This is a genomic window from Candidatus Brevundimonas phytovorans (assembly GCA_029203145.1).
Classification (GTDB): Bacteria; Pseudomonadota; Alphaproteobacteria; order Caulobacterales; family Caulobacteraceae; genus Brevundimonas; species Brevundimonas phytovorans.
In genome coordinates, this window is record CP119309.1 from 1,971,091 (window position 1) to 1,995,390 (window position 24,300).

The window sequence follows — 24,300 nt, forward strand, 5'->3', positions numbered from 1 at the left end:
GCGGCGCCTAGACCCCCAGCCCCCTCGAATCAATCACGTTTGCGAGAAATCAGCCGGCTTTCGAGAAATCCGGCGCCCGTTTCTGACTGAAGGCCATGAAGGCTTCCATCGCTTCGGGGCTGCGCATCTGCGAGCCAAAGGCCTCGGCCTCACGCTGCATCAGCACCCACAGGGCTTCGGCGTCGCGCATCAGAGCCTTGGTCTTGCGGATCGAGTTGGGCGCGCGCTGTGCCAGCTTGTCGGCCAACTGGCGGGCCGTAGCGTCGACCTGATCGGCCGGAACCGCCCGGTTGGCCATGCCCCAGGCCAGGGCCGTCTTGCCGTCGATGGCCTCTCCCAGGGCGAAGATTTCAAAGGCGCGCTGATGGCCGATCACCGCCGGCAGCAGCAGGGTCGAGGCCGCTTCCGGCGCCAGGGCCAGGTTGATGAAGGGCGCAGACAACAGGGCGTCCTCGGCCACCACCACCATGTCACAGTGCAGCAGCAGCGTCAGGCCGATGCCCACGGCGCGCCCGCGCACCGCCGCCACCGCCGGCTTGTCCAGATCGGCCAGAGACTTCAGGAAGCGGAACACCCCCATCTCGACCATGTCGCCGGTCGTCTGACCGATGGCGATGAAGTCGGCGATGTCGTTGCCCGCCGAAAACGAGTCGCCCTCGCTGCGGAACAGGACCACGCGCACGGCGTCGTCCGCCTTGGCCCGCTCGGTCGCCTCGGCCAGGGCCGTGTACATGGCCTGGGTAATGGCGTTCTTCTTATCCGTCCGGTCGAAGACGACCGTCAGGACGCCGCCGTCCAGATCAACCTTGATGTGTTCGCTCATTACGCCGCCTCCGTCAGTGTCCACCAGTCGACGCCCGCCTCATCGCGGTCGCGTCGGGCCCGCCCCTCGCGGGCCAGATAGTTCAGGTGAGCGATCGCCTCGCCCGTCGCCATGCCCAGCACCTCGTCGCCCACCGGGCGCGCGAACAGGGCCGAAAAAACATCGACGGCGCGGCTCGGCGCCTTCAGCGTCCGCTCCAGCCGCTTCAGCGCTGTCTCATGCCCCCGGATCAGGGCCTCCAGCCGGGTGGTGACGCCGTAAAAGGGTTCGCCGTGGGACGGCAGGACGAACAGATCGCCGGGCAGCCGCACCTTCAGCGCCTCAAGCGAGCGCAGCCATTCGCCCAGGGGATCGCCGTCAGGCTCTGTGGGCCAGACCGACACGTTCGATGAAATACGCGGCAGGATCTGATCGCCGGACAGCATGACGCCGTCGCTCTCGCGCCACAGGCAGACATGCTCCGGGCTATGGCCTTCGCCGATCACCACACGCCAGTCTCCGGCGCCGATGCGCACCACGTCGTTTGCAGACAGGCGCTGATAGGCCGAGGGCATAGGCGCCACGGCCTTGCCGAAGCCGCCGTAGCCGGTGCGCCAGCGCGCGATCTGTTCGTTGTTCCAACCGGCGGCGCGATAGAAGATCTCACCTGAATCCGGAGCAGGCTGACCCTCGTCGGCGATCAGCATCCGCGCCGTCACATATTCCAGCCGCGACATCAGCAGGGGCGCGTCAAAGCGCTCACACAGCCAGCCCGCCAGCCCGATATGGTCGGGGTGCATATGGGTGCAGATGATCCTCTTGACCGGCTTGCCGCCCAGCGGCCCCGCCAGCGCCGCCTCCCACCCCTCGCGAGAGGCGCTGGTCTTCAATCCCGTATCCACCAGGGTCCAGCCCTCGCCATCCGCCAGGGCATAGACGTTGATATGGTTCAGCGTCATCGGCAGCGGCAGACGCAGCCACAGGACACCGGGCGCAACCTCGATCGCCTGGCCGGTTTCCGGCACGCCGGCCAGCGGATAGGTCAGCCCCCGCTCCACGCGGCCATCAGGTCCAGCGACGCCGTCTGCCAAGTCCGTCTCCTATCGAAACCATCTCTTTATGGGGCGAATGTCATCGCGTCCATCGCCTTGACCCAGGCTCTTTGGACCGGCAGGACGTTTCCTCCCTTTGACAGGAGCGTCACCCGTGGCTCTGTATTCCCGCTTTATGGCCGTGCTTGCTGCGGTCGCCCTGACCTCGACGATGGCCGCGCCGGCCTTCGCCCAATCCCAAGCACCCAATCAGCCGGAAGTTCGTGAAGGCTCCAACAATCGCGCTGGGCGCAGCCGTGAGCCGCGCGCTGCTCGCGCGCCGAGCGAAGCCCAGGTCCGCACCGCCGTTCAAGGGCATCTGACCACCCTGGGCAACACCTGCCAGATCACCGAAGCCAAGCTCCTGGGCCAGACGCCGGACAAGTCTTCGCTCTACGAAATCGCCTGCGCCACAGGTCCCGGCTATATCGTGTTGGGCTCGACCCCGCCTTCGGCCACGGACTGCCTGGTCCTTGCAACCTCCGCCGAAAACGCCCGCGCCAAGGACCCCGCGGCTGAGGTTGGCACAGTTTGCACCCTGCCGGCCAATGACAACGGCCCCGCCGTTCTCGAGGCCTATGCACGCGAAGCCGGCATGGACTGCGTCATCGACGGCGCCGGGATTGTCGGCGCCGCCGCCGACGGCGCCATCGTCTATGAGATCGGCTGCGCCAACGCCGACGGCGCTCGCATCCAGAAATCCGCCTCGGGCTGGACGCGTTCGCCCTGCTTCGAGCTCGCCTCGATCAACGCGACCTGCAAATTTACTCAGCCCGCGGAGCAAGCCGCGACCCTGAAGGCTTGGCTGGCTGGCAGCGATGCCGCCGGTTGCGACGTGCAGCAGGCCCGCTTCATGGGCCAGAACGCCAATGGCAGCTTCTATGAAGCGACCTGCGCCGGCGCCGACGGCGTCATCGTGCGCTTCAATGCCGAAAAAGCCGTGCAACAGGTCTATCCCTGCGCCACCGCCCAAACGATCGGCGGCGGCTGCAAGCTGACGACCACGCCTCCGGCCGCGACGCCGCAAGCCTAGGCGACATCCGGATCGTCGAACGAAGCGCCGCCGGATCACTCCGGCGGCGTCTTTGTTTTCACCGCCCCCTTCACGGTGAACGCGGCTCGCCTTAGCCTTACGGCCATGCGCATCGCCACCTGGAACGTGAACTCGGTCAACGCCCGCCTGCCCACGGTGCTGGCCTGGCTGGAAGCCGCCAATCCTGACGTCGTCTGCTTCCAGGAAATCAAATGCGTGGACGAGAAATTCCCGCGCGAGGCCTTCGAGAGCCTGGGCTACAACGTCGAGACCCACGGTCAGAAGACCTATAACGGCGTCGCCATCCTGTCGAAGTTCCCGCTGTCAGACATCCAGCGCGGCCTGCCTGGCGACGACAGCGACGAACAGGCCCGCTATCTGGAGGCTGTCATCGAGGCCCCGGTTCCGGTGCGCGTGGCGTCGATCTACCTGCCCAACGGCAATCCGCTCGGCGCCGAGAAGTTTCCCTACAAGCTGGCCTGGTTCCAGCGTCTGCACGACCACGCCAAGGGCCTGCTGGCCTATGAAGAGCCGCTGGCCCTGTGCGGCGACTACAACTGCATCCTGACGCCCGAGGACGCGGCCAAGCCCGAGGACTGGGTCAACGACGCCCTGTTCCAGCCGGAAACGCGCGCGGCCCTGAACGCCATGAAGTGGCTGGGCCTGTCGGACGCCCATGAGTTGGGTCAGGAGCCCAAGGGCACCTACACCTTCTGGGACTATCAGGCCGGCGCCTGGCAAAGGAACAACGGCATCCGCATCGACTACGCCCTGCTGTCGCCCCAGGCGACGGACCGGTTCCGCGGCATCGAGACCCACCGCGAGGCCCGCGACATGGAAAAGCCCAGCGACCACGTCCCCGTGGTGGTCGACCTGGATCTGGACGCCTGACCCATGAGCGAGACGTTCAGGGTCATCCTGCTGATCGCCCTGACCGCCGCCTTCCTGACGACGGGCGCCCTGATGCTGTCCTGGTGGATGGAGCCTGAGCGACGACTGAAGCGGGCCCTGATGAAGACGCTGGGCGTCAAGGCCGACACTGAGGCCCTTTCCCCCGCCGAGGGTCGCGCCGCGGGTCTGGATTTCGACGGCGGTCAGGTCGTCGTGCTGTGGAAACGCGGTTCTCAGGGCCTGGTCTATGCCTTCGACGAGGTCGAGGGCGGCGAGATCATCGTCGACGGCCATGTCGTCGCCCGCGCCCGGCGCGGCCTGGCGCGCAAGGATCTGGACGTCGTCGTGCCCGAGGCGGAACAGGTGGTTCTGCGCCTGATGTTCGACGACACGCGCAGCCCCGAGTTCGAACTGGCCCTGTGGAACGCCGACCTGCCCGCCTCCACCGGGTCGCCGACCGAGGCGTTGCGGCTGGGGCGCCGCTGGTTGTCGCACGTCGAAGCCCTGATGAAGCGCTGATCGCCCTTCCCGCCTCCGCTGCGGAAGGCTAGAAGCCGCCTCTACTGTTTACTGTGTTTCAGGAGCCCGCCGTGGCCCGTCTCTTCGACGCCTACATCATCGCCGACTGGACCGCCGCCGAAGGCAAGAAGCTGGGCGAGCAGACCCTGTGGGTCGGCGTCGCCAAGCGCGACGTGCGTTTCCGCCTCTATACCGAGACCCACAACGTCGCCACGCGCGCCGAAGGCGAAGCCCTGATCGCCGACCTGCTGGCCGAGCACCGCAAGCGCGGCGACCGCGTCCTGGTCGGCTTCGACTTCGACTTCGGCTTCCCAGCCGGCACGGCTGCGCGCCTCAAGCTGGACGGCCGCCCGTGGGAGGCCATGGGCAAGTTCTTGGCCGCCAACATCGTCGACAAGGCCGGCAACACCAACAACCGCTATCAGGTCGCGGCCAAGATGAACCGGCTGATGACCGACCAGCCCTGGCCCTTCTGGGGCGCGCCCGCCAGCCAGGCCCAGCGCTGGCTGACCACGACCAAGCCGCCCGAAGGCGCCGGCGCCGACATCCCGGAGTTCCGCGCCACCGAACTGGCCGCGCGCAAGGACAAGCTGCCGCCCAAGAGCGTCTGGCAGATGCACGGCGCGGGCGCTGTCGGCGGCCTGACCCTGCTGGGCGTGCCCATGCTGCGCCGCCTGCTGGACAAGCTGGGCGCCTCCGCCGCCGTCTGGCCCTTCAACACCGGCTGGCGTGAACTGACCGAGGCCGATGTAGAGCCCCTGTCGGCCGTCGTGGTCGAGGTCTGGCCCGCCCTGTTCGACGCCAAGCGCAAGATCAACGGCGAAGGCGTCAAGGAATACAAGACCCAGGCCCAGGTCCGCACCGCCGCCGAAGCCTTCGCCCAGATGGACGACGCGGGAACCCTGCAAAAAGCCTTCGCCCCGCCGAAGACGGCCGACGAGGCCCTGGTGGCGCAGGTCGAAAGCGAAGAGGGCTGGATCCTGGGGGTCTAACTCGCCCCCTCCTTTCTCCTCATTCCGGCGAAGGCCGGGATGAGCGACAATCAGCCGATCAGCACCCGCGCCGCGGCCCGCGCCTCGTCCGTGATTTCGGCGCCGGACAGCATGCGGGCGATTTCTTCCTGGCGGGGATGGGGTTCCAGCACGTCGATGGAGGTGCGGGTGTGGCCGTCGTGGTCGGCCTTGCGGACCTTCCAGTGGGTGTGGCCGCGTGAGGCGACCTGGGGGCTGTGGGTCACGACCAGGACCTGGGCCCCGCTCGACAGGCGTTGAAGGCGCGAACCCACGGCCTCGGCCACGGCGCCGCCGACGCCCTGATCGACCTCGTCGAAGATCATCACCGGCTGGCGCTGGTCCTCGCGGCTGGCCAGGGCCGCCTTCATGGCCAGGGCGAAGCGGGCCAGTTCGCCGCCGGAGGCCACCGTGTCCAGCGGGCCGAAGGGGGTGCCGGCGTTGGTGGCGACCTCGAAGCGCACCGTCTCGACGCCCAGAGGGCCGCGACGGTTCTCGATGGGGTCCAGGGTCACGCGGAAGCGGGCGCGATCCAGTTTCAGCGGCCCCAGTTCGCCCATGACGGCGGCGGTCAGTCGATCACCCGCGGCCTCGCGCGCCGAGGTCAGCAGCATGGCGGCCACGTCATAGGCCTCGATCGCCACGGCCACGTCGCGGCGGGCATTGGTCAGGGCCTCGGCCCCGTCCTCGATCAGGCGCAGTTGCTCGCGCAGACGCACCCGCAGCCCCGGCAGGGCGTCGACCGTGGTGTTCAGCTTTCGCGCGGCGGCGCGCAGGCTGAACAGCCGCTCCTCGGCCTTGTCCAGACGGCCGGGTTCGAAGTCGAAGGCGTCGGCGGCGGCGTCCACCGCGGCGACGGCTTCCGTCGCCTCGACCAGGGCGCGATCCACGGCCTCTGCGGCCAGGCCCAGCTTGATGATGATCAGGTTGTCGCCCTCGGCGCCCGCCTGAACCGCGCGCTGGCGGGCGTGTTCAACGGCGCGCAGGGCCGAGGCCAGACGCTGGCTCAGCTTGTCTCCGCCCAGCAGGTTGCGGGCGTCGGCCAGGTCGGCCACGGCCTTTTCCGAGGCCCCGAGGATGGCGCGTTCGCCGGCCAGTTCGGTCTCTTCGTCCGGCTGCGGGTCCAGGGCGTCGAGGTCGGCCAGGTTGAGCGCGATCTCCTCGGCCTTGGCGGCGGCTTCGGCGGCGGAGGCTTCCAGTTCGTCCAGACGCCCCTGCGCGGCCTTCAGCCGGTCGGCGGCGGCGGCCACGCCCGACAGCTGGGGCTGCAGGCCGCCATAGTTGTCCAGCAAGGCGCGGTGGGTCTTCCAGTCCAGCAGGCCGACCGTCTCGTGCTGGCCATGCACCTCGACCAGCAGGGCGCCGATCTCACGCAGGGCGGTCACGCCCGCCGGCTGGTCGTTGACGTAGGCCCGGCTGCGGCCGTCGGCCGAGACGACCCGGCGCAGAATCAGTTCCTCGCCCGGCGCGACCTCGAAGCCGCGCTCGGCCAGAAGGGCGATCAGGGCCTCGTCGTCGGGGGCGGTGAAGACGGCGGTGGCGACCGCCTGCTTGGCGCCCGCGCGCACCAGCCCGGCGTCGCCGCGCGCCCCCAGGGCCAGGCCCAGGGCGTCGAGAATGATGGACTTGCCGGCCCCGGTTTCGCCGGTCAGCACGGTCAGGCCTTCGCCGACCTCCAGGTCGAGGGCGTCGACGAGGACGACGTCACGGATCGAGAGAGTGGTCAGCATGGGCCAGCGTGATTCGACTTTACAGCCCACTGTAGCCGGAAACAGAAAGGGAACGCAGCGTCTTTCCGCAGGCGTTCCCCCTCTTGGCCTCTATGGACCCCCGATTGGCGCTGACGGATCAGGCGCCGCCAGGAATGATGCGCTGCAGCCAGCTCTCACGCTTGGCCTCGGGCTGGACGTCAGGGCGCTGCCCGCGCTCGGTCAGCAGGGCGTAGGCCTCAGCGTACCACGCGCTGCCCGGATAGTTGTGACCCAGCACGGCGGCGTTGCGCGTCGCCTCCTCGTTCAGGCCCAGGGCGACATTGACCTCGACCAGGCGATAGAGGGCCTCCGGCGTGTGCGAGCTGCGCTGGAAGGCTTCGTTATTGATCACGGCCTTGTAGCGGTTCAGCGCCGCCAGCGGCTGGTTGGCGCGCTGATAGAAGCGGCCCACGGCCATTTCCTTGCCGGCCAGCTGGTCGTTGACCATGTCGATCTTGACGCGCGCGTCGGTGGCGTAGGGCGTGTTGGGATAGCGCCGCGCCACGTCGCGCAGGCCGACCAGAGCGGCCTCGGCATAGCCCTGGTCGCGGCCCACATCGACAATCTGCTCGAAGTTGCAGATGGCGCGCATGTAGAAGGCGTAGGCCGCCGACGGATTGCCGGGGAACAGGGCGATGAAGCGGTCAGCCGCTGCGATGGCGTCCTGATAATTATTGTTCTGATAATAGGCGTAGACCTGCATCAGGATCGCGCGGCGCGACCACTCCGAATACGGGTGCTGGCGTTCGACTTCCTGGAAATAGTCGACCGCGTCGGTCCAGCGCTTGGACTGCAGGCGCTGATAGCCGGTGTTGTAGAGCGCTTCGACCGGACGCTCTTCATAGGCCAGCTTCTGACGCGGCTTGTTCCCGGCGCAGGCGGAAACCGTCAGGGCGGCGACGGCGACCGTCAGCAGAGTCAGGCCGGAACGGAACTTCGAAGCGGGCAAGGGCGACCTCTCAAGATGCCTTGGTCACAGCGCACCCCCGGTGCGCCGCTGTCGTTACGGCGATCTCTATAGCAGCGACTGCGACCATGCCAATGCAGCGAAATCCGTCATGACGGGTTGATGCGAGGCGATCCGCTGCTAAAGAGCGCGTCCAGAAACGTCTGCGCTCATTGGCGCAGCGATGACGGCAAAAGGATGACCGGTAATGAAGCTGCTCTCTGGCAATTCGAACCGGACCCTGTCCCAGGCCATCGCCACCCACCTCGACATGCCGCTGACCAAGGCTCAGGTGAAGCGATTCGCCGATAACGAGGTTTTCGCCGTCATCGAGGAGAACGTCCGCGGCGAGGACGTCTTCATCATCCAGTCGACCTCCTATCCGGCCAACGACAACCTGATGGAGCTGCTGATCATGACGGACGCCCTGGTGCGGGCGTCGGCGCGGCGGATCACGGCGGTCATGCCCTACTTCGGCTACGCCCGTCAGGATCGGAAGACCGGCGGCCGCACGCCCATCTCGGCCAAGCTGGTCGCCAACATGATCACCCGCGCCGGCGCTCACCGCGTCCTGACGATGGATCTGCACGCCGGTCAGATCCAGGGCTTCTTCGACATTCCGACCGATAACCTGGTGGCCACGCCGGTCCTGGCCCAGGACATCAAGGACAACTATCCGCGCGGCGACGACCTGATGATCGTCTCGCCCGACGTCGGCGGCGTGGTGCGCGCCCGCTCGCTGGCCAAGCGCCTCGACGCCGACCTGGCCATCGTCGACAAGCGCCGCCCCAAGGCGGGCGAGAGCGAGGTCATGAACATCATCGGCGACGTCGAAGGCCGCCGCTGCATCCTGTTCGACGACATCGTCGATTCGGGCGGCACCCTGGTCAACGCGGCCCAGGCCCTGATCGACCGCGGCGCAACGGAAGTCTCGGCCTATATCAGCCACGGCGTCCTGTCCGGCCCGGCGGTCCAGCGCGTCGCCAACGGCCCGCTCAAGGAGCTGGTGATCACCGATTCCATCGAACAGCCTGACGAAGTTTTGAACTGCTCGAAGATTCGCACGGTTTCCGTGGCGCCCCTTATCGGCGAGGCTATCCGCCGTATCGCCAACGAGGAATCGGTCTCGAAGCTGTTCGATTAACCTTCGAATAACCATTCCCTCAGCGATATAAGTCGCATCAGTTTCATGGGCGCGCCCTGCCCTGGTTTCAGGGGCGCGCCCCGCGTTTGATTTGAGGGAATTTCGCCGATGTCCCAGGCCTTCTTGCGCCGCGGCCTGTCCGTCGCCGCCATCGCCGCAGCCGCCCTTCTGGCCAGTTGTTCGACGCCGGAACCGGAAGCGCCGCCGCCGCCGCCGGTCACGCCGCTTCCCGCTGTCAGCCTGAACGAGGGCGTGGCCCAGGCCGCCTCGGTCTACGTCGCCTTCGTGCGCGAGGTCGGGACGATCCAGGCCGGCTTCCCCGACGCCGAATCCATCCAGGCCGCGATCCGCAAGGGCGCCGCCTATGAGCCGGCCCAGCTGTCGCGCGGCATGATCGCCTATGGCGCCATCCTGGCCCTGCAATCGCCCGAATATGTCGCCGGGGTGCGCCAGTTCGCCTCCACCCCCGCCCTGCGTCAGGACATGATCGCCCGCATGGTGGCCGATCCGGCCTATGCCGCCACCCTGCCCGGCGCAGACGCCGCCGCAGGCCTGATCACCTCGACCATGGGCAAGGACATCGCCAGCCTGACCGCCATCGCCGAGGCGGTGGAAGGCGACGCCTATACGATCCAGGAACGCCGCGACCCGCGTCGCCGCTGGGCCGTCACGCCGATCGCCAACCGCGAGGGACGCCTGCAGGGCGCCAAGTCCCTGTCGGTGTCGCAACTGCCGTCCGCCGAGGAAAGCGCCCGCCTGTTCGCCGCGGCCAACAGCGGCTCTGGCCTGAACCTGACTCCGGCGCAGCGCGGGGCCCCCTTCACCCCCGCCATGGTCAACTCTCTGGCCATCGCCGCCCTGGCCGCCCTGGGAGCCGCCGGAGACGACGCCCGGAGCAACACCGACGCGCTGACGGCCGAATCAAACACCGAATTCTGCACCAACATGTCCAAGCTGATGCTGTTCCAGTGCCTGGCGGCGTCGCGCCCCAGCTATGAGGACATGTTCTGCACCGGACGCCATATCGTGCGCGACCTGGCCACCTGCACGGCCCAGTACACCGGCCCGGTGCCGGTCGCGACGACGCCGGTCGTAACGGTCGCAGAGACCAATCCCACGCCGGGAAGCGGCATGAACTGACGCGCTGGCGGGCTGAAACAGACCGGGGCGGTTGCGTCCCCCCCCTGATCCGTGTAATAGCCCGCCCTCTTGAATTCGAGGGTTCATGACCCCGTCGCGCGGGCTCCGGTTGGCGCGGCGTATCTGTTGTTATTGAGGCGAGCCCGATGGCCGAGATCATTCTGAACGTTGACGTCCGTGAAGGCGCAGGCACCGGCAGCGCGCGCGCTGTTCGTCGCTCGGGCGCTGTGCCTGGCATCCTGTACGGTGGCGACAAGGCCCCCGTCTCGATCTCGGTGAACGAGAAGGACTTCCGCAAGTCCCTCTACACCGGCAAGCTGCTGGGCCACCTTGTGACCCTGAAGTACGGCGACGAGACCCAGCCGGTCATCGCCAAGACGGTTCAGTTCGACCCCGTGTCGGACCGCCCGCTGCACTTCGACCTGATGCGCGTTGACGCCAACGCCCCGGTCAAGATCGAGATCGCCGTTCACTTCAAGAACGCTGACGAAGCGCCCTTCTCGCGCGCCGGCGGCATGCTGGAAGTCGTCCGTCACTCGGTCGAGATCATGGTCGCCGCCGACCAGATCCCCGACGAACTGGTCGTTGACCTGAAGGGCCGCGAAATCGGCGAAAACATCCGCATGTCGGACATCGTCCTGCCCAAGGGCGCGACGGCTGTCATCACCGACCGCGACTTCATGATCGCCACGATCAAGACCTCGGCCGCTGGCCAGTCGGACGCCGGCGACACGACCGTCGAAGCCTAAGGGCATTTTTCCCTATCGCTTCGCGCACGGCGCGAAGCGGCTTGAGGGAAGACGCCAAAAGTTCAGCCCCGCCCGGTTCGCCCGGCGGGGCTTTTCTTTGCCCGGAGCACAGGGCAAGAGGTCCCCATGATCATCATCGCCGGTCTGGGCAATCCGGGCCCCAAATACGAAAAGAACCGCCACAACATCGGCTTCATGGCTGTAGACGAGATCGCGCGCCGCTGGCGCTTCGGTCCCGAGCGGGCCAAGTTCCAGTCCATCGTCAGCGAGGGCGAGGTCGACAGCGCCGACGGCCCGGTCAAGGTCCTGCTGATGAAGCCCCAGACCTATATGAACGAGAGCGGCCGCGCGGTCGGCGAGGCGGCGCGCTTCTACAAGATCAAACCCAGCGAGATCATCGTCTTCCACGACGAGATCGACCTGGCCCCCGGCCGCTTCCGCATGAAGACCGGCGGCGGCGCGGCGGGCCAGAACGGCGTCCGCAGCCTGATCAGCCACCTGGGCGCCGACTTCCGCCGGGGCCGGATGGGCGTCGGCCATCCGGGTGAGAGCCATCTGGTCATGCCCCACGTCCTGGGCGACTTCCACAAGGCTGAGAAGCCCTGGCTGGACGCCCTGCTGCAAGCCTGCGCCGACGCCCTGCCCTTCGCCGTGGCCGGCGACGACGAACGCTATCAGGGCGAAGTCATGCGTCTGGCACCGGCGCCGAAGTTCAGCCCGCGTCAGGCGGCGCGCGGGGAGTAGGCAGACGCTCCTGCTTTCCTCCCCATTCCATGGGGAGGGGGACCGCGTAGCGGTGGAGGGGGCGACACAAACGCCCACCGTCGAGTCGCCCCCTCCGTCACGGCCGCTGGCGCGCCCGCGCCACCTCCCCATGGAATGGGGAGGAAAGAAGATGCTTCAATCCGTCGTCGTCCACGCCGCCTTCAGCGTCGCCGCGCCATTGGCGGGGACGGTCAGGGTCCAGACCGGAAAGCCGGTGTCGTCGATGCGGCTGCGGATCGACTGGCTGCGGATACGGAAGCCGCGCGACATCGCCGCGTCTGCGACCAGTTCGACGGTGACGGGCTCGGCGCGGGCGTTGGTGACGGTGGTCTCGACCTCCGACCGTTCCGTCGTCACCGCCCCGCGCGTGGTGCTGCTCGACTTCACCAGCCGCGTCTGCACCCGCACGTCGGGCGACAGGCCAAAGGTCAGGCGCACGGGCAGACCCACGCCCTTGTCCTCGAAACGGTCCTGACCCGCCAGCAGGACGCCGCCCGCCCCATCCGGCTGCATGACCGCCACCGAGCCGCCCGGCAGGGCCAGGCCGAGCCCGGCGGCTTCTTCATTTTTCAGTTTCAGGATGATCTCGGACGACCGCGATTCGTCGTCGGCGCTCAGCACGTTCGCACGATAGACGCGTTCATAGGCCACCCCCTCGCGCTCCAGGAACCGCACCTGCTTGGTCTGGCGCGCGGCCACCGTGGTCGGCTCCGGCAGTGTGTAGATCTTGTAGTCGCCCAGTTCGCCCTGACGCGCGACGCGACTGCCGGTGACGATGACGTCCTCGACAGCGGCGCGCATGGCAACCGGCGCCGCCATCATCATCGGCGGTGGGGGTGGCGCGGGCGGCGGCGGCGGTGGAATTCCATAGCTCTCGCCCGATCCGAAGGTCGTCGTCCCCTGCGGCCAGCACTGGTTCTGCTGATAGCGAACCATCGGCTCGACCGGCACGGTGCCGTCGTCCTTCCTCAGCGTCCCGGCCACCACCTGCACCGGCGCGTCGGGGAAGCCCGTCCCGCCAAAGTTGGCCAGCGTCACCCAGCCGGTCAGTTCCAGCGTGCCGTCGGCGGGGTCCAGACGCGCCACATAGTCGGCCGACCACTGCAGCCCCGTCGCCAGATAGGCCAGGGTGACGGTGTGCCGCCCGGCCCGCTCGGCCCGCGTGCGAACCGACAGCACCGGCTGGTCGCCCAGCCCCTCGGGCACGCGGTCGAAGATGACGCGCTCGGTCTGGCCGGAACAGTCCAGGGCCTCGAACCGGCCGTCGATCTCCAGCACCGTGCCTTGCGCGCCTGCGCGGATCACGGCGGCCTTTTCCACCTGTTCGCCGGTCGCGGGATTGGTGCGGACGACCCGCACCACCTCGCCCACGGATTTCTCCATCAGGCTGGCGGGCGACAGCAGGTCGAAGTCGGCGTTGCGCTCGACCACATGGGCGGGCAGGCCCTCCAGCACCGCGCTCTGCGGCACGACGCCGGTGGCCAGCCCCCGAAAGCGGATGATCCCCTCGCCCGCCGGCAGGTCCACTGTCCGCGTCTCGACGATCAGGGCCAGCCCTTCACGATCCAGCCGGCTCCAGGGCTGACGCGACTGCGCCATCAGTTGAACCGTATCGACCGGCTGGTCACGGTAGATGACCACGGTCGCCGTGTCCGGGCGCGCGGAGACGCTTTCGGTCTGCGCCCAGACGGAGGGCGCCAGGACGGTCAGGGCCGTGGTGATCGCCAGAAGGCGGCGCATGGGATCAGCCGCCCGTGGTGATGGTCGCGGTCAGCTTGGTCTCGCCGTTGGCCGGCACAGGCACGCGCCAGACGACAGTGCGGGCGTCGCGCATCTCGCCCGCGATGCTCTGCTCGCTCAGTTCCGTGTCACGACCCAGACCGCGCTGGCGCACCTCGACCGTCACCGGCTCCGGCCGTGCGTTGCGAACGGTGTATTCCATCGCATAGCGGGTGCGGAAATAGTCCACCAGGCGCTTGGACGTGCGCTCGGACGAGACCAGGCGCGGCTGCACCGTCACGTCAAAGGCGTCGCCCGTCGTGACCACGATCTCGGACCCGGCAGGCGAGTGATCGACCTGATCCTCACCGATAAAGCGCGGCTCGCCTGCCGCGTCCTTCACATAGACCCGCATGACCCCTGCCGGTAGGGCGCGGGCGGCGGCGCCCGAGCCATTCGAGAATATGACGCCGACCTCGGCCGCGACCGGCTCCTCAAAGGTCTGGAAGCCGTCGATGACATTCAGATAGCGCTTGGTCGCCGGCACGCCCGCCGCGTCGATCAGGCCCACCTGCTTGGTCTGGTTGTTGGCGACCGTGACGGCTTCCGGCAGCGGGTAGACATAGACGTCGGCCAGGGCGCCCTGCCCGCCCGTCTGCGTGCCGTTGCCGCGCTGGCCGGGCCGCACCACGCCGCGCGGGTTGTAACCGCCCTGGTTGATCAGGTTGACGTCGCCCGCCACCACCCGCGTCTGGGCGTTGGAGAAGGTCGCGCCCGAGTTGTTGGTGATCGTCACCCAGCCGGTCAGGTCCAGCTTGCCCGCCTTCTCGTCGAACCGGGCGACATAGTCGGCCTTCCACGCCAGACCGGCGGTCAGATAGGAGAGCGTCGTCTCGCGCCGCCCACCGCCCTCGGCGTCCAGCGTAACGCTCAGCGTCGGACGCGGGCGCAGATTTTCCGGCACCCGGTCAAAGATGACCCGCGTCGGCACCCCGTCGTCGCGCAGCACCTCGATGCGGTTTCCAATCTGCAAGACCACGCCCTGATTCGCCGCCAGAACGCGGGCGCGCTCGGTCGTCTGGGCGCCCGAGCCGGGGTTGGTGCGAACGATGCCGATGTCGCCGCCCACGGCGCTTTCCATCAGCTTGCCCGGCGTCAGCAGGTCATAGTCGAAGTTCTGCTCGACCACCGACAGGCCGCGCCCCGACAGGCCGACCGTCTCGGGCCGGATGCTGGCGGACACGCCCGGAAACTCCTGACGCGAGCGCCCGGCGGGCACGTTCAGGTTCCGCACGTCCTCCACCAGGGCGATGTTCTGATTATAGACGGTCAGGGAGACGCGGTCGGGACCGCCCGGCCCCTCCTCCACCTGTTGCGCCATTACCGGCGCGGCCAGCAGCATGGCGACGGCGAAGGGTCCAAGTGCGCGGATCATGAGATCTTCCCTGAGCGTTTCGGGGGCCACGCTGACACGGAGAAACGGCTGTTGTCGAGGGTGTGCGGCCTCCCGTCACGCTGGACGGCTCTGGCTTCACATTGCGGGAAGGTTTAAGCCCCGGCCTGTGACCCGGTCCCAGAGTGAAAACTGGTCGATGACGCGCTCGCTGGCCTTCCTGGCCGCGACGTTCGCCATCGTGATCGGAACCCTGCTCCCCTTTGCGGCGCTGGCGGCCTCGGTTCCCGGCCAGCCCATCGTCATCTGCTCGGCCGAGGGGCCGCAGACGATCCAGACAGGCGGCGTCGACGGCCCGGTCAACCAGCACGTCGGGGCCAAGTGCGCGGCCTGCGTCATGCCCCTGCTGGCCGCCCTGCCCGAACCGGCCGCGCCCGCGCCGGCTCCGGCCGTCCGCATGGTCGCGCCGGTCGCCTATGCGCCCTTCCGCGTCAGTCCCCCGCCGCCGGCCCGCGCGCCGCCGCGCCCGCCGTCCACCGCGCCTCCCCACGCCTGAAAACCAGACCTATCGACGCCGCGCGCCTGCTGACGGGCCGCGCGGCTGCATTTCTGTTTTCAGGATCCCAGTTTCATGTCTTTCAAGACCACTACGGCGCCGTGCGCGCTGCTCATCGGCGCCTGCCTGGCGCCCGCCCTCGCTCATGCCTCCGAGGCTGAGGGGCCAAATGCTGAAGGTCCGGCAACCGTCGTCGACAGCATCATCGTCACCGGGCGCCGCAACGCCGAGGACCCCGCCGTCGTGGCCGAGGCGCGCGACCGTCTCAGCCGCACCCCCGGCGCCGTGGCCGTCGTCTCGGCCGAGAGCTATGCCGACCGCTTCGCCCAGGGCTTTTCCGACACCCTGAGGAACGTCCCCGGCGTCCTGGCGCAGAAACGCTATGGCGAGGAAAGCCGCCTCTCCATTCGCGGCTCGGGCATCGCCCAGGGCTTCCATCAGCGCGGCGTCCTGCTGGCTCAGGACGGCGTCCCCTTCGCCGACGCCGACGGCTTCTCCGACTTTCAGGGCGTGGACGCGCTGAGCGCCCGCTACATCGAGGTGTGGAAGGGGTCGAACACGCTTCGCTTCGGCGGGGCGCAGCTGGGCGGGGCGATCAACCTGGTGACGCCGAGCGGCCGCACGGCGCTGCAAGAGAACCTGCTTCAGCTGGAAGGCGGCAGCTTCGGCTCTGCGCGCGGCCACGCCGCCGTGGCCCGCACGCACGGCGACTGGGACGTCTACGCCGCCGTCACGGGGATGCGGAGCGACGGCTGGCGCGATCATAGCGAACAGTCGCAAGGCCGGCTGACCGTCAACGCCGGGCGCTCGTTCGGCGAAGACCGCGAGGTGCGCCTGATCGCCCAGGCGGCGGACATCAAGCAGGACATCCCCGGCGCCCTGACGCTGGATCAGGCGCTGAAGACGCCGCGCATGGCTTCGATCTCGGCCGTCGCGGGCGATCAGGCCCGCGACCTGACGGTCAAGCGCCTGACGCTGCAGACGCGCTGGCGCTTCAATGAATCCACCCTGTTCGAGGGCGCCGTCTGGGGCTGGGAGAAGTCGCTCTATCACCCGATCTTCCAGGTCGTGGATCAGGAAAGCGCCACGCGCGGCGCCTTTGGCCGCATCGACTGGGCGGGTCAGGTCGCGGGCCTGCGCGCCGACGCCTTCTATGGCTTCAGCTGGCGTGACGGCGACCTGGACGCCCTGCGCTACGTCAACATCGCCGGTAATCGCGGCGCCCTGACGGCCAAGGGCAAGCAGGAGGCGACGGGGCTCGACGTCTTCGCCGAGGGGCGCCTGTTCGTCACCGACCGGCTGGCCCTGGTCGCGGGCGGATCCTGGGGGCGGGCCACGCGCGACTATCGCGACCATCTGGCCCCGGCCAATGACGACAGCATCGACTACGACTGGTTCTCGCCGCGTCTGGGCCTGTTGTGGGAAAATGAGGACGGGGCCCAGGTCTTCGCCAACGTCACCCGCTCGGTCGAGCCGCCGACCTATGGGGCGCTTGTGCAGGCCCCGCTGGCCGGCTTCGTCCCGGTCGAGGTTCAGGACGCCTGGACCGCCGAGATCGGCACGCGCGGCAGACGCGGCGCCTTCGCCTGGGACCTGACCGCCTATCACAGCCAGATCGACGGCGAGATGCTGAACTTCATCACCGGCCCGGACATCCCAGCCGCCACCTTCAACGCCGACAAGACCCTCCACCAGGGGATCGAGGCCGGTCTGGACTGGCGCCTGCCCGTCGAACTGGCGGACGGCTCCCTGCTGCTGCGCCAGACGTACAACTGGAGCGACTTCCGCTTCGACGGCGATGCGCGCTGGGGCGACAACCGCCTGCCGGTCGTGCCCGAGCATCAGTACCGGGCCGAGCTGACCTGGCGTCACGCCTCGGGCGTCTTCGTCACGCCTTCGGTCGAGTGGCGGATCAGCAGCCCCTATGTCGACTACGCCAATACGATGAAGGCGCCCGACTACGCCGTTCTGGGCCTGACCGGCGGCTTCAACATCGGGTCCCACGCCTCGGTCTATGTCGACGCCCGCAACCTGACGAACGAGCGCTACGTCGGCGAGTTCTCCGCCGTGACCGACGCGCGCACGACTTCGACCGCCGTCTTCTTCCCCGGCGAGGGACGCTCCGTCTTCGTCGGCGTCAGGCTGGCCTACTGATGGGCCGTCCCGCCAACAGCAGGGGCGAGGCGCCGGACATGATGTCCGGCGCCTATCGCGCCGTCTGGCGCTGGCACTTCTACGCCGGGGTGCTGGTCATGCCCTTCCTGATGCTGCTGACGCTGACCGGCGGCCTCTATCTGTTCAGGGACGAGATCGATCAGGCCGTATATCGCGCCATGATCCAGGTCCCGGCCAGCGCGCAGACGGCCGATCCCGACCAATGGCTGGCGGCGGCGGCCGTCGCCGGCCAGGGGCGAGCCGCCAATGTCCTGGTCCCGGCGCGATCCGATCAGGCCGTGCGCATCCGCGTGGATCGCCCGGACGGTTCGCGACGGACCGTCTTCGTCGATCCTCATACGGCCCGCGTCACGGGCGTCACCGCCTATGGCGGCGTGACCGAGACGATCAAGGCGCTGCATTCCCTCAGCCTGGTCGGAGGGCCTGTCGGCAAGGCGCTGAACATCCTGGTCGAGATCGTCGCGGGCTGGGCCGTCATCCTGTGCGCCACTGGCCTCTATCTGTGGTGGCCGCGCCGCAGAACAGGGGCGGTGCTGCGGCTGAAGGAAACCGATGCGGGTCGTCGCCCCTTCTGGCGGGACCTGCACGCCGTGACCGGTTTCTATGTCGGCGGGGTGATCATCTTCCTGGCGGTGACGGGCATGCCCTGGTCCGCCGTCTGGGGCGATCAGTTCATGGGGGTGATGCGCGGCACGGGTCTGGGCCGTCCGCCCGCGCCCGCCGCCGCCAGCCCCTGGAGCCACGCCAAGCCGCATGACGCCCCGGCCGGGGTGGGCTGGACGCTGGACAAGGCCGTCCTGCCCGCGCCCGCTCACGGTCATGCAGCCCCCAGGCTGAGCCGCGTGCTGCAAACCACGCGTGAACAGGGCCTGCCCCGCCCCTTCACCGTCAGCATCCCGCAATCGGCCGACCTGGCCTGGACCGTCGCGCGCCAGACGCACCAGGCCGAGGATGCACGCAGCCTCTATGTGGACGGCGCGACCGGGGCGGTGAAGGCCGACCTGCGCTGGGAACAGTTCGGCGTCATGGCCAAGGGCTTTGAGTGGGGCATCGCCGTCCACCAGGGGATGCAGTACGGCTGGGTCAACCGCATCCTGATGCTGGTCGGCTGCATCGCCGTCTGGGTGCTGGCGATCAGCGGCCTGGTCATGTGGTGGAAGCGCCGTCCGCCCAGCGTGTCGCGCCATCGCCTGGGCGCCCCGCCCTCGCCCCCCGGCGCTCGCGCCCGGACGGCGGTGCTGTGCATCGTCATTCCCCTGTCCATCCTCTATCCCTTGACGGGACTGAGCCTTGTGGCCGCCCTGCTGCTCGATCGAGCGGTGCGGACGTTCGCCGGGTCCAAGACCGTCGCCTCGTAGAAAGGAACACCTCGATGAAATCCCTGTTCGCCCTGGCCGGTCTGTCGGCCGCCGCCCTGACCCTGGCCGCCTGCGGTCAGCCGGCGGAAAAGCCCGCTGAGGCCGCCGCTGTCCCCGGAACCGTCACGGTCGCCGACGCCTGGTGCCGCCCGACGCCGAACGGCGCCAAGGCCGGCGGCTGCTATGTCACCCTGACCGCCGGCTCCGACGACCGCCTGCTCAGCGTCTCGACGGCTCTGGCCGAAAGCGCCCAGATCCACGAGATGAAGATGGAGAACGGCGTCATGAGCATGGGCGAGCTGAAGGACGGCCTGCCCCTGCCTGCCGGTCAGAAGGTCGAGCTGAAGCCGGGCTCGACGCACATCATGCTGATGGGCCTGCGCGATCCGCTGGTGGACGGCGGCGTCGCCTCCTTCACCCTGACCTTCGAAAAGGCCCCGGCCATCGGCGTCCACGCGGCGGTCAAGCAGCCGCCGGTGGTGGATTCGCAGGAGTAGTCGGACACGCGTCCTTCCTCCCCGCCGCGCGGGGAGGAAGGGCCGTGGCGCCGCCGCACCTGACAAACAGGCCCGAACCGGCTAAAGGCTCGCGCTCACGAGGAATCCCATGGCTCTTAAAGTCGCGATCGTCGGCCTGCCCAACGTCGGCAAGTCCACCCTGTTCAACGCCCTGACCAAGACGGCGGCGGCTCAGGCCGCCAACTATCCGTTCTGCACCATCGAGCCGAACACCGGCGACGTGGCGGTCCCGGAGCCGCGCCTGGAGGTGCTGGCCGGCATCGCCGGGTCCAAGGAGATCATCCCCTCGCGGATCACCTTCGTGGACATCGCCGGTCTGGTGCGGGGCGCGTCCAAGGGCGAAGGCCTGGGCAACCAGTTCCTGGCCAACATCCGCGACTGCGACGCCGTGGCCTTTGTCGCGCGCTGCTTCGTCGATGACGACATCACCCACGTCGAAAACCGCATCGACCCCATTTCGGACCTCGAGATCATCGAGACCGAACTGATGCTGGCCGACCTCGAAAGCCTCGAGAAGCGCGTCGTCAACGTCGAGAAGAAGGCCAAGGGCGGCGACAAGGACGCCCAGCAGACGCTGCGCCTGATCAACCTGGCCCTGACGCCTCTGCGCGCCGGCAAGCCTGCCCGCGTGGCCCAGATCGACAAGGAAGACGAGAAGGCGTGGCACATGCTGCAGCTTCTGACCTCCCTGCCCGCCCTCTACGTCGCCAACGTCGACGAGGCCTCGGCTGACAAGGGCAATGAGCTGTCCGACCTGGTGGCCAAGCGCGCCGCCGAGGACAACGCCAACTCGGTGGTCATCTCGGCCCAGATCGAGTCCGAAATCGCCGTCCTGGACGACGAGGAGCAAAAGGAGTTCCTCGAGACCCTGGGTCTGGAAGAGCCCGGCCTGAACCGTCTGATCCGCGAGGCCTACAAGCTGCTGGGCCTGCAGACCTACTTCACGGTCGGCCCCAAGGAAGCCCGCGCCTGGACCATCCCCGTCGGCGCCACCGGCCCGCAAGCCGCCGGCGTGATCCACACCGACTTCGAAAAGGGCTACATCCGCGCCGAAACCATCGCCTTCAACGACTTCGTCGCCCTGAAGGGCGAAGCGGGCGCCAAGGAAGCCGGCAAGATGCGCGCCGAAGGCAAGGCCTATGTCGTCAAGGACGGCGACGTGATGCACTTCCTGTTCAACAACTGATCCAGCTGCGGGGCGCGATTAGAAAATCTGACCGGCCCCGCAGAAAATCTGAAATCCCATTGCTGTCTGGGGTTTGCTAGCCTCGGGGAATGAAGGCGCGGTTTCCGCGTCAGACTCCCCGGGATTACGCCATGAAGTTCGACACGCTCGCCGTCCACGCCGGCTATACGCCCGACCCGACGACCAAGTCGGTGGCGGTGCCGATCTATCAGACCACCAGCTACGCCTTCGACGACACCCAGCATGGGGCCGACCTGTTCGACCTGAAGGTGGCGGGCAATATCTATACCCGGATCATGAACCCGACGTCCGACGTGCTGGAGCAGCGTCTGGCGGCGCTGGAGGGCGGGATCGCGGCCCTGACCGTGGCCTCGGGCATGGCGGCCATCACCTACGCCATCCTGACCATCGCCGAGGCCGGCGACAACATCATCGCCACCGGCACCCTCTATGGCGGCACCTACAACCTGTTCGCCCACACCCTGCCCCAGTACGGCATCGAGGTGCGCTTCATCGACGCCGACGACATCGCCGCCGTCGCCGCCAACACCGACGAGCGGACCAAGGCGGTCTTCTGCGAGTCCATCGGCAATCCGCTGGGCAATGTGGTGGACTTCGCTGCTCTCGCCGACGCGGCGCACGCCCAGGGCCTGCCGCTGATCGTCGACAACACCGTGCCGACCCCCTACCTGACCCGGCCCATCGAGCACGGCGCCGACATCGTCGTCCACGCCCTGACCAAATACATCGGCGGCCACGGCACCAGCATCGGCGGGGCCATCATCGACAGCGGCAAATTCCCCTGGGCCGAGCACAAGGCGCGCTTCCGCCGCCTGAACGAGCCCGAGGTCAGCTACCACGGCGTGGTCTATACCGAGGCGCTTGGCCCGGCGGCCTATATCGGGCGCGTGCGGACCGTGCTGCTGCGGAACACCGGCGCGGCCATCTCGCCCTTCAACAGCTTCCTGATCCTGCAAGGGCTGGAGACCCTGGCCCTGCGCATGGACCGGCACGTCGAGAACGCCACAGCCGTGGCTGAGTATCTGAAGGCCCACCCCAAGGTGAAGTGGGTCAACTACGCCGGTCTGCCCGACCACCCCGGCCACGCCCTGATCCAGAAGTATTTCGGCGGCAAGGCCTCAGGTCTGCTGACCTTTGGCGTAGAGGGCGGACGCGAGGCCGGCGGCCGCTTCCAGGACGCGGTCAAGCTGTTCACCCGACTGGTCAATATCGGGGACGCCAAGTCCCTGGTCTGCCACCCCGCCTCGACCACCCACCGCCAGTTGTCGCCCGATGAGCTGAAGAAGGCGGGCGTCACCGAGGACACCGTGCGCCTGTCGGTCGGCATCGAGCACATCGATGACCTCATCGCGGATCTGGAACAGGCCCTGGCGGCGGTCTGACGCCTCAGTCGGCCAGGGTGGTGCAGCGGATCAGCCGCACCGCCTGGTCGTTGCGGTCCATCCAGGTCAGGACCAGGGTGCGGTCCGTGGCGGCCAGACGCACCCGCTCGTAGCGCGCCTGCCCCTCGCCGTCGCACTTCAACGCGACCTCATAGCCAGTGCTGATCTCGGTGATGCGCTGGAGGTCGCAACGGTTTTCATAGCCGCGCAACTCGGTCGTGGTGATCTCGATGGGCTGGCGGTCGCCGCGCGGGTTGAAGCACCAGTCCGCCTCCGCCGCCCAACGGCCGACGAAGCTTGCCGGACCGGCGCCCGGCAGCAGGGATTCGGCGCCGGGCGGGCGCTGGGTCGGCGGGGCCTCCGCCGCCGGCCCCTCAATGGGACGGGCGGGCTCCGTAGGCGGGTTGACGCCCCCGTCGCGGTCACAGGCGGTCAACGCCATGACGCAGGCGACGGCGGCGAATGTCAGGTCAGAACGCATCCCTGACAAACGCCGCAGCCCTCAGGCGGTTCAGAGCCCGCTCTAGCGGCGCGCCGCGTCGCTGGCGGCGCGCACCTGACCGAACTCGGAGGTCGGCTTCCACGTCGGCCATTCGTCGCTGTTGGCCAGTTGCAAGCCCAGCCGATACAGCAGGGTCAGGTTCTCGACCGCCGAGCGCAGGTCCCAGTCGGCCGACCATTCGTCGCTGGGCTGGTGATAGTCGGCGCCGAACTTGGCCTTCCACGCCGCCAGACCGGCCTCCTTGCCGCCGTCGACCCAGTCCACGCCGTGCCACGGCATCAGGGCCGGCACGCCTGCGCGGGCGAAGGGGAAGTGGTCGGAGCGGTAGTAGAAGCCCTGCTCCGGCTGACCGTCGTCCGAAACATAGCGGCCCTCCTTCGCGGCCAGGGCCTCCAGATCGTCCTCAAGACTGTTCTGACCCTTGCCGAAGATCGGCACGTCCCGGGTCGGCCCCGACAGCGGCAGCATGTCGATATTGATGTCGGCCACCGTCGTCTCCAGCGGATAGACCGGATCGGCGGCATAGGCGTAGGCGCCCAACAGACCCATTTCCTCGGCGGCCATGTGGGCGAAGACGATGGTGCGCTCGGGCGCGGGCGCGGCCTTCAGCTGACGCGCCATCTCCAGCACGCCGATGGTGCCCGAGGCGTTGTCCCAGGCGCCGTTGAAGATCTTGTCGTCGCCCGCTGCGTGTTCGTTGACGCCCACATGGTCCCAGTGGGCCGAGTAGATAATGGTCTCGTTGGGGCGCGTCGTACCCGGAATCCGGGCCAGCAGGTTGTGGGTGCGCAAGGTGTCGATGGTCTCGGCCGTCTCGACCGACAGGGTCATGCCCGGCAGAGCGAAGGCGCGGAAATCGCCGGTCTCGGCCCGCTTCGCCAGTTCAAGGACATCCACGCCCATGGTTTTCAGGACGTCGGCGTTGATGGCGCCCGAGAATTCCAGATCCGCCGCGCCCGGCGTCAACGTGCGGGTGCGGCTGTTGCCCTGCGCCGTGCGGGTCCAGCTCATGTCGGCCGCCAGGGAACGAGACGCCGTGATGATCCCCACCGCGCCCCGGCGCTTGGCTTCGTCCGCCTTGTAGCTGCCTGACTGATAGGTAGTGGCGTAGGGGCCGTTGAACAGGTCGCCGTCCGGCTCTCCGCCGAGGACCAGAACGATCTTGCCCGTCACGTCCACGTCGCCGTAGTCGTCCCAGCCGCGCTCGGGCGCGGTGATGCCGTAGCCGACGAAGACCACCCCGGCGTTGGCGACCGCGGCCCGGCCGTCATTACTGACGGCGCGCAGCAGGATGTCGCTTCCGGGCGTCAGGGCGTGGACCTGACCGTCGACGCCGGTCCAGCTGGCCTTTGAGGCGTCAGCCACGGGGGTATAGCGCTTCAGGTCGATGACCTGCAGCCACTGTCCGTTCGGGCCGCCCGGCGCCATGCCCATGGCCTCATATTGAGCCTGCAGCCAGTCCAGCGTCTTCTTCTCGCCGTCCGTGCCGGGATAGCGGCCATGGAAGTCGTCGGCGCTGATGGTGCGGATGTCGTCCGACAGACGCTGGGCGGAAAAGTCCTGGGCCATCGCCGAACCGGCGGCGAATAAAAGCGCGGCGGCGGCGACGCCGCTGAAGAACTGGCGGTGCATGAAAACTCCCGAGCCCT

At 68.2% G+C, this 24,300-nt stretch carries 22 protein-coding genes; 14 read left to right on the forward strand and 8 right to left on the reverse strand.

Annotation, left to right across the window (positions count from 1 at the left end; genetic code table 11):
• Positions 1-49: 49 nt before the first annotated feature.
• Both P0Y52_09750 and P0Y52_09755 read right to left on the reverse strand, forming a co-directional pair.
• Positions 50-823 carry an enoyl-CoA hydratase gene (locus P0Y52_09750; GenBank protein WEK56831.1) on the reverse strand — a complete coding sequence of 258 codons (774 nt, stop codon included), beginning with the start codon at positions 821-823 and terminating at the stop codon, positions 50-52.
• The gene (locus tag P0Y52_09755; protein ID WEK56832.1) at positions 823-1,893 is read right to left on the reverse strand and encodes an MBL fold metallo-hydrolase; all 1,071 of its coding nucleotides are present in this window, start codon (positions 1,891-1,893) and stop codon (positions 823-825) included. Before P0Y52_09755 ends, P0Y52_09750 begins: the two co-directional genes overlap by 1 nt.
• A 115-nt stretch (positions 1,894-2,008) precedes the next feature.
• Between P0Y52_09755 and P0Y52_09760 the strand changes: the two genes are divergently transcribed.
• The 4 genes from P0Y52_09760 (at position 2,009) to P0Y52_09775 (ending at position 5,328) form a co-directional block, all read left to right on the forward strand.
• A complete protein-coding gene (locus tag P0Y52_09760) occupies positions 2,009-2,926 on the forward strand; it encodes a hypothetical protein (protein WEK56833.1) in 918 nt (305 codons plus the stop codon).
• Between the two features lie 105 nt (positions 2,927-3,031).
• Positions 3,032-3,817: an exodeoxyribonuclease III gene (gene xth, locus P0Y52_09765; protein WEK56834.1), complete on the forward strand. Its 786-nt coding sequence runs from the start codon at positions 3,032-3,034 to the stop codon at positions 3,815-3,817.
• Between the two features lie 3 nt (positions 3,818-3,820).
• Positions 3,821-4,336, forward strand: a complete 516-nt coding sequence (locus P0Y52_09770) for a hypothetical protein (protein ID WEK56835.1) — start codon at positions 3,821-3,823, stop codon at positions 4,334-4,336.
• A gap of 71 nt (positions 4,337-4,407) precedes the next feature.
• Positions 4,408-5,328: a cobalamin biosynthesis protein CbiG gene (locus P0Y52_09775; protein ID WEK56836.1), complete on the forward strand. Its 921-nt coding sequence runs from the start codon at positions 4,408-4,410 to the stop codon at positions 5,326-5,328.
• 50 nt (positions 5,329-5,378) lie between these two features.
• On the opposite strand, the gene recN is transcribed toward P0Y52_09775, so the two are convergent.
• Together recN and P0Y52_09785 are read right to left on the reverse strand one after the other, a co-directional pair.
• Positions 5,379-7,076 (reverse strand): DNA repair protein RecN, encoded by a 1,698-nt coding sequence (gene recN / locus P0Y52_09780; protein ID WEK56837.1) that lies wholly within the window; start codon positions 7,074-7,076, stop codon positions 5,379-5,381.
• 118 nt (positions 7,077-7,194) lie between these two features.
• Positions 7,195-8,046, reverse strand: a complete 852-nt coding sequence (locus P0Y52_09785) for an outer membrane protein assembly factor BamD (GenBank protein ID WEK56838.1) — start codon at positions 8,044-8,046, stop codon at positions 7,195-7,197.
• 205 nt (positions 8,047-8,251) lie between these two features.
• Between P0Y52_09785 and P0Y52_09790 the strand changes: the two genes are divergently transcribed.
• The 4 genes from P0Y52_09790 (at position 8,252) to pth (ending at position 11,820) form a co-directional block, all read left to right on the forward strand.
• Entirely contained in the window at positions 8,252-9,187 is a 936-nt protein-coding gene (locus tag P0Y52_09790; protein WEK56839.1) for a ribose-phosphate pyrophosphokinase, read from the forward strand.
• A 108-nt stretch (positions 9,188-9,295) separates the two neighbouring features.
• Complete coding sequence (locus tag P0Y52_09795; protein ID WEK56840.1) at positions 9,296-10,327, forward strand: hypothetical protein; 1,032 nt, start codon at positions 9,296-9,298, stop codon at positions 10,325-10,327.
• A 146-nt stretch (positions 10,328-10,473) separates the two neighbouring features.
• Positions 10,474-11,076: a 50S ribosomal protein L25/general stress protein Ctc gene (locus tag P0Y52_09800; protein WEK56841.1), complete on the forward strand. Its 603-nt coding sequence runs from the start codon at positions 10,474-10,476 to the stop codon at positions 11,074-11,076.
• Positions 11,077-11,202: 126 nt separating this feature from the next.
• Positions 11,203-11,820: an aminoacyl-tRNA hydrolase gene (gene pth / locus P0Y52_09805; protein WEK56842.1), complete on the forward strand. Its 618-nt coding sequence runs from the start codon at positions 11,203-11,205 to the stop codon at positions 11,818-11,820.
• Positions 11,821-11,976: 156 nt separating this feature from the next.
• Here the strand turns inward: pth and P0Y52_09810 are convergent, their stop codons facing one another.
• Together P0Y52_09810 and P0Y52_09815 are read right to left on the reverse strand one after the other, a co-directional pair.
• Positions 11,977-13,581 carry a DUF4139 domain-containing protein gene (locus P0Y52_09810; protein WEK56843.1) on the reverse strand — a complete coding sequence of 535 codons (1,605 nt, stop codon included), beginning with the start codon at positions 13,579-13,581 and terminating at the stop codon, positions 11,977-11,979.
• Positions 13,582-13,585: 4 nt separating this feature from the next.
• Positions 13,586-14,995 carry a DUF4139 domain-containing protein gene (locus P0Y52_09815; GenBank protein WEK56844.1) on the reverse strand — a complete coding sequence of 470 codons (1,410 nt, stop codon included), beginning with the start codon at positions 14,993-14,995 and terminating at the stop codon, positions 13,586-13,588.
• Between the two features lie 157 nt (positions 14,996-15,152).
• Between P0Y52_09815 and P0Y52_09820 the strand changes: the two genes are divergently transcribed.
• The 6 genes from P0Y52_09820 (at position 15,153) to P0Y52_09845 (ending at position 22,149) form a co-directional block, all read left to right on the forward strand.
• Entirely contained in the window at positions 15,153-15,509 is a 357-nt protein-coding gene (locus P0Y52_09820; GenBank protein WEK56845.1) for a hypothetical protein, read from the forward strand.
• Positions 15,510-15,584: 75 nt separating this feature from the next.
• A complete protein-coding gene (locus tag P0Y52_09825; GenBank protein ID WEK56846.1) occupies positions 15,585-17,663 on the forward strand; it encodes a TonB-dependent receptor in 2,079 nt (692 codons plus the stop codon).
• On the forward strand, positions 17,663-19,042 hold the full coding sequence (locus P0Y52_09830) for a PepSY domain-containing protein (protein WEK56847.1): 1,380 nt from the start codon (positions 17,663-17,665) through the stop codon (positions 19,040-19,042). Before P0Y52_09825 ends, P0Y52_09830 begins: the two co-directional genes overlap by 1 nt.
• Positions 19,043-19,056: 14 nt before the next feature.
• Positions 19,057-19,539, forward strand: coding sequence for a copper chaperone PCu(A)C (locus tag P0Y52_09835; GenBank protein ID WEK56848.1), 483 nt, complete (start codon positions 19,057-19,059; stop codon positions 19,537-19,539).
• Positions 19,540-19,648: 109 nt separating this feature from the next.
• Positions 19,649-20,746, forward strand: coding sequence for a redox-regulated ATPase YchF (gene ychF, locus P0Y52_09840; protein ID WEK56849.1), 1,098 nt, complete (start codon positions 19,649-19,651; stop codon positions 20,744-20,746).
• 131 nt (positions 20,747-20,877) lie between these two features.
• Positions 20,878-22,149 carry an aminotransferase class I/II-fold pyridoxal phosphate-dependent enzyme gene (locus P0Y52_09845; protein WEK56850.1) on the forward strand — a complete coding sequence of 424 codons (1,272 nt, stop codon included), beginning with the start codon at positions 20,878-20,880 and terminating at the stop codon, positions 22,147-22,149.
• A gap of 4 nt (positions 22,150-22,153) precedes the next feature.
• On the opposite strand, the gene P0Y52_09850 is transcribed toward P0Y52_09845, so the two are convergent.
• Entirely contained in the window at positions 22,154-22,630 is a 477-nt protein-coding gene (locus P0Y52_09850) for a hypothetical protein (GenBank protein ID WEK56851.1), read from the reverse strand.
• A 42-nt stretch (positions 22,631-22,672) separates the two neighbouring features.
• Positions 22,673-24,283, reverse strand: a complete 1,611-nt coding sequence (locus tag P0Y52_09855; GenBank protein ID WEK56852.1) for a M28 family peptidase — start codon at positions 24,281-24,283, stop codon at positions 22,673-22,675.
• Positions 24,284-24,300 lie beyond the last annotated feature (17 nt).

Coding starts and splice junctions, on each gene's coding strand:
- P0Y52_09750 (WEK56831.1), bottom strand. CDS start 823: ATGAGCGAACACATCAAGGTTGATCTGGACGGCGGCGTCCTGACGGTC.
- xth (WEK56834.1), top strand. CDS start 3,032: ATGCGCATCGCCACCTGGAACGTGAACTCGGTCAACGCCCGCCTGCCC.
- P0Y52_09770 (WEK56835.1), top strand. CDS start 3,821: ATGAGCGAGACGTTCAGGGTCATCCTGCTGATCGCCCTGACCGCCGCC.
- recN (WEK56837.1), bottom strand. CDS start 7,076: ATGCTGACCACTCTCTCGATCCGTGACGTCGTCCTCGTCGACGCCCTC.
- P0Y52_09790 (WEK56839.1), top strand. CDS start 8,252: ATGAAGCTGCTCTCTGGCAATTCGAACCGGACCCTGTCCCAGGCCATC.
- P0Y52_09795 (WEK56840.1), top strand. CDS start 9,296: ATGTCCCAGGCCTTCTTGCGCCGCGGCCTGTCCGTCGCCGCCATCGCC.
- P0Y52_09800 (WEK56841.1), top strand. CDS start 10,474: ATGGCCGAGATCATTCTGAACGTTGACGTCCGTGAAGGCGCAGGCACC.
- pth (WEK56842.1), top strand. CDS start 11,203: ATGATCATCATCGCCGGTCTGGGCAATCCGGGCCCCAAATACGAAAAG.
- P0Y52_09810 (WEK56843.1), bottom strand. CDS start 13,581: ATGCGCCGCCTTCTGGCGATCACCACGGCCCTGACCGTCCTGGCGCCC.
- P0Y52_09815 (WEK56844.1), bottom strand. CDS start 14,995: ATGATCCGCGCACTTGGACCCTTCGCCGTCGCCATGCTGCTGGCCGCG.
- P0Y52_09820 (WEK56845.1), top strand. CDS start 15,153: ATGACGCGCTCGCTGGCCTTCCTGGCCGCGACGTTCGCCATCGTGATC.
- P0Y52_09825 (WEK56846.1), top strand. CDS start 15,585: ATGTCTTTCAAGACCACTACGGCGCCGTGCGCGCTGCTCATCGGCGCC.
- P0Y52_09830 (WEK56847.1), top strand. CDS start 17,663: ATGGGCCGTCCCGCCAACAGCAGGGGCGAGGCGCCGGACATGATGTCC.
- P0Y52_09835 (WEK56848.1), top strand. CDS start 19,057: ATGAAATCCCTGTTCGCCCTGGCCGGTCTGTCGGCCGCCGCCCTGACC.
- ychF (WEK56849.1), top strand. CDS start 19,649: ATGGCTCTTAAAGTCGCGATCGTCGGCCTGCCCAACGTCGGCAAGTCC.
- P0Y52_09845 (WEK56850.1), top strand. CDS start 20,878: ATGAAGTTCGACACGCTCGCCGTCCACGCCGGCTATACGCCCGACCCG.
- P0Y52_09850 (WEK56851.1), bottom strand. CDS start 22,630: ATGCGTTCTGACCTGACATTCGCCGCCGTCGCCTGCGTCATGGCGTTG.
- P0Y52_09855 (WEK56852.1), bottom strand. CDS start 24,283: ATGCACCGCCAGTTCTTCAGCGGCGTCGCCGCCGCCGCGCTTTTATTC.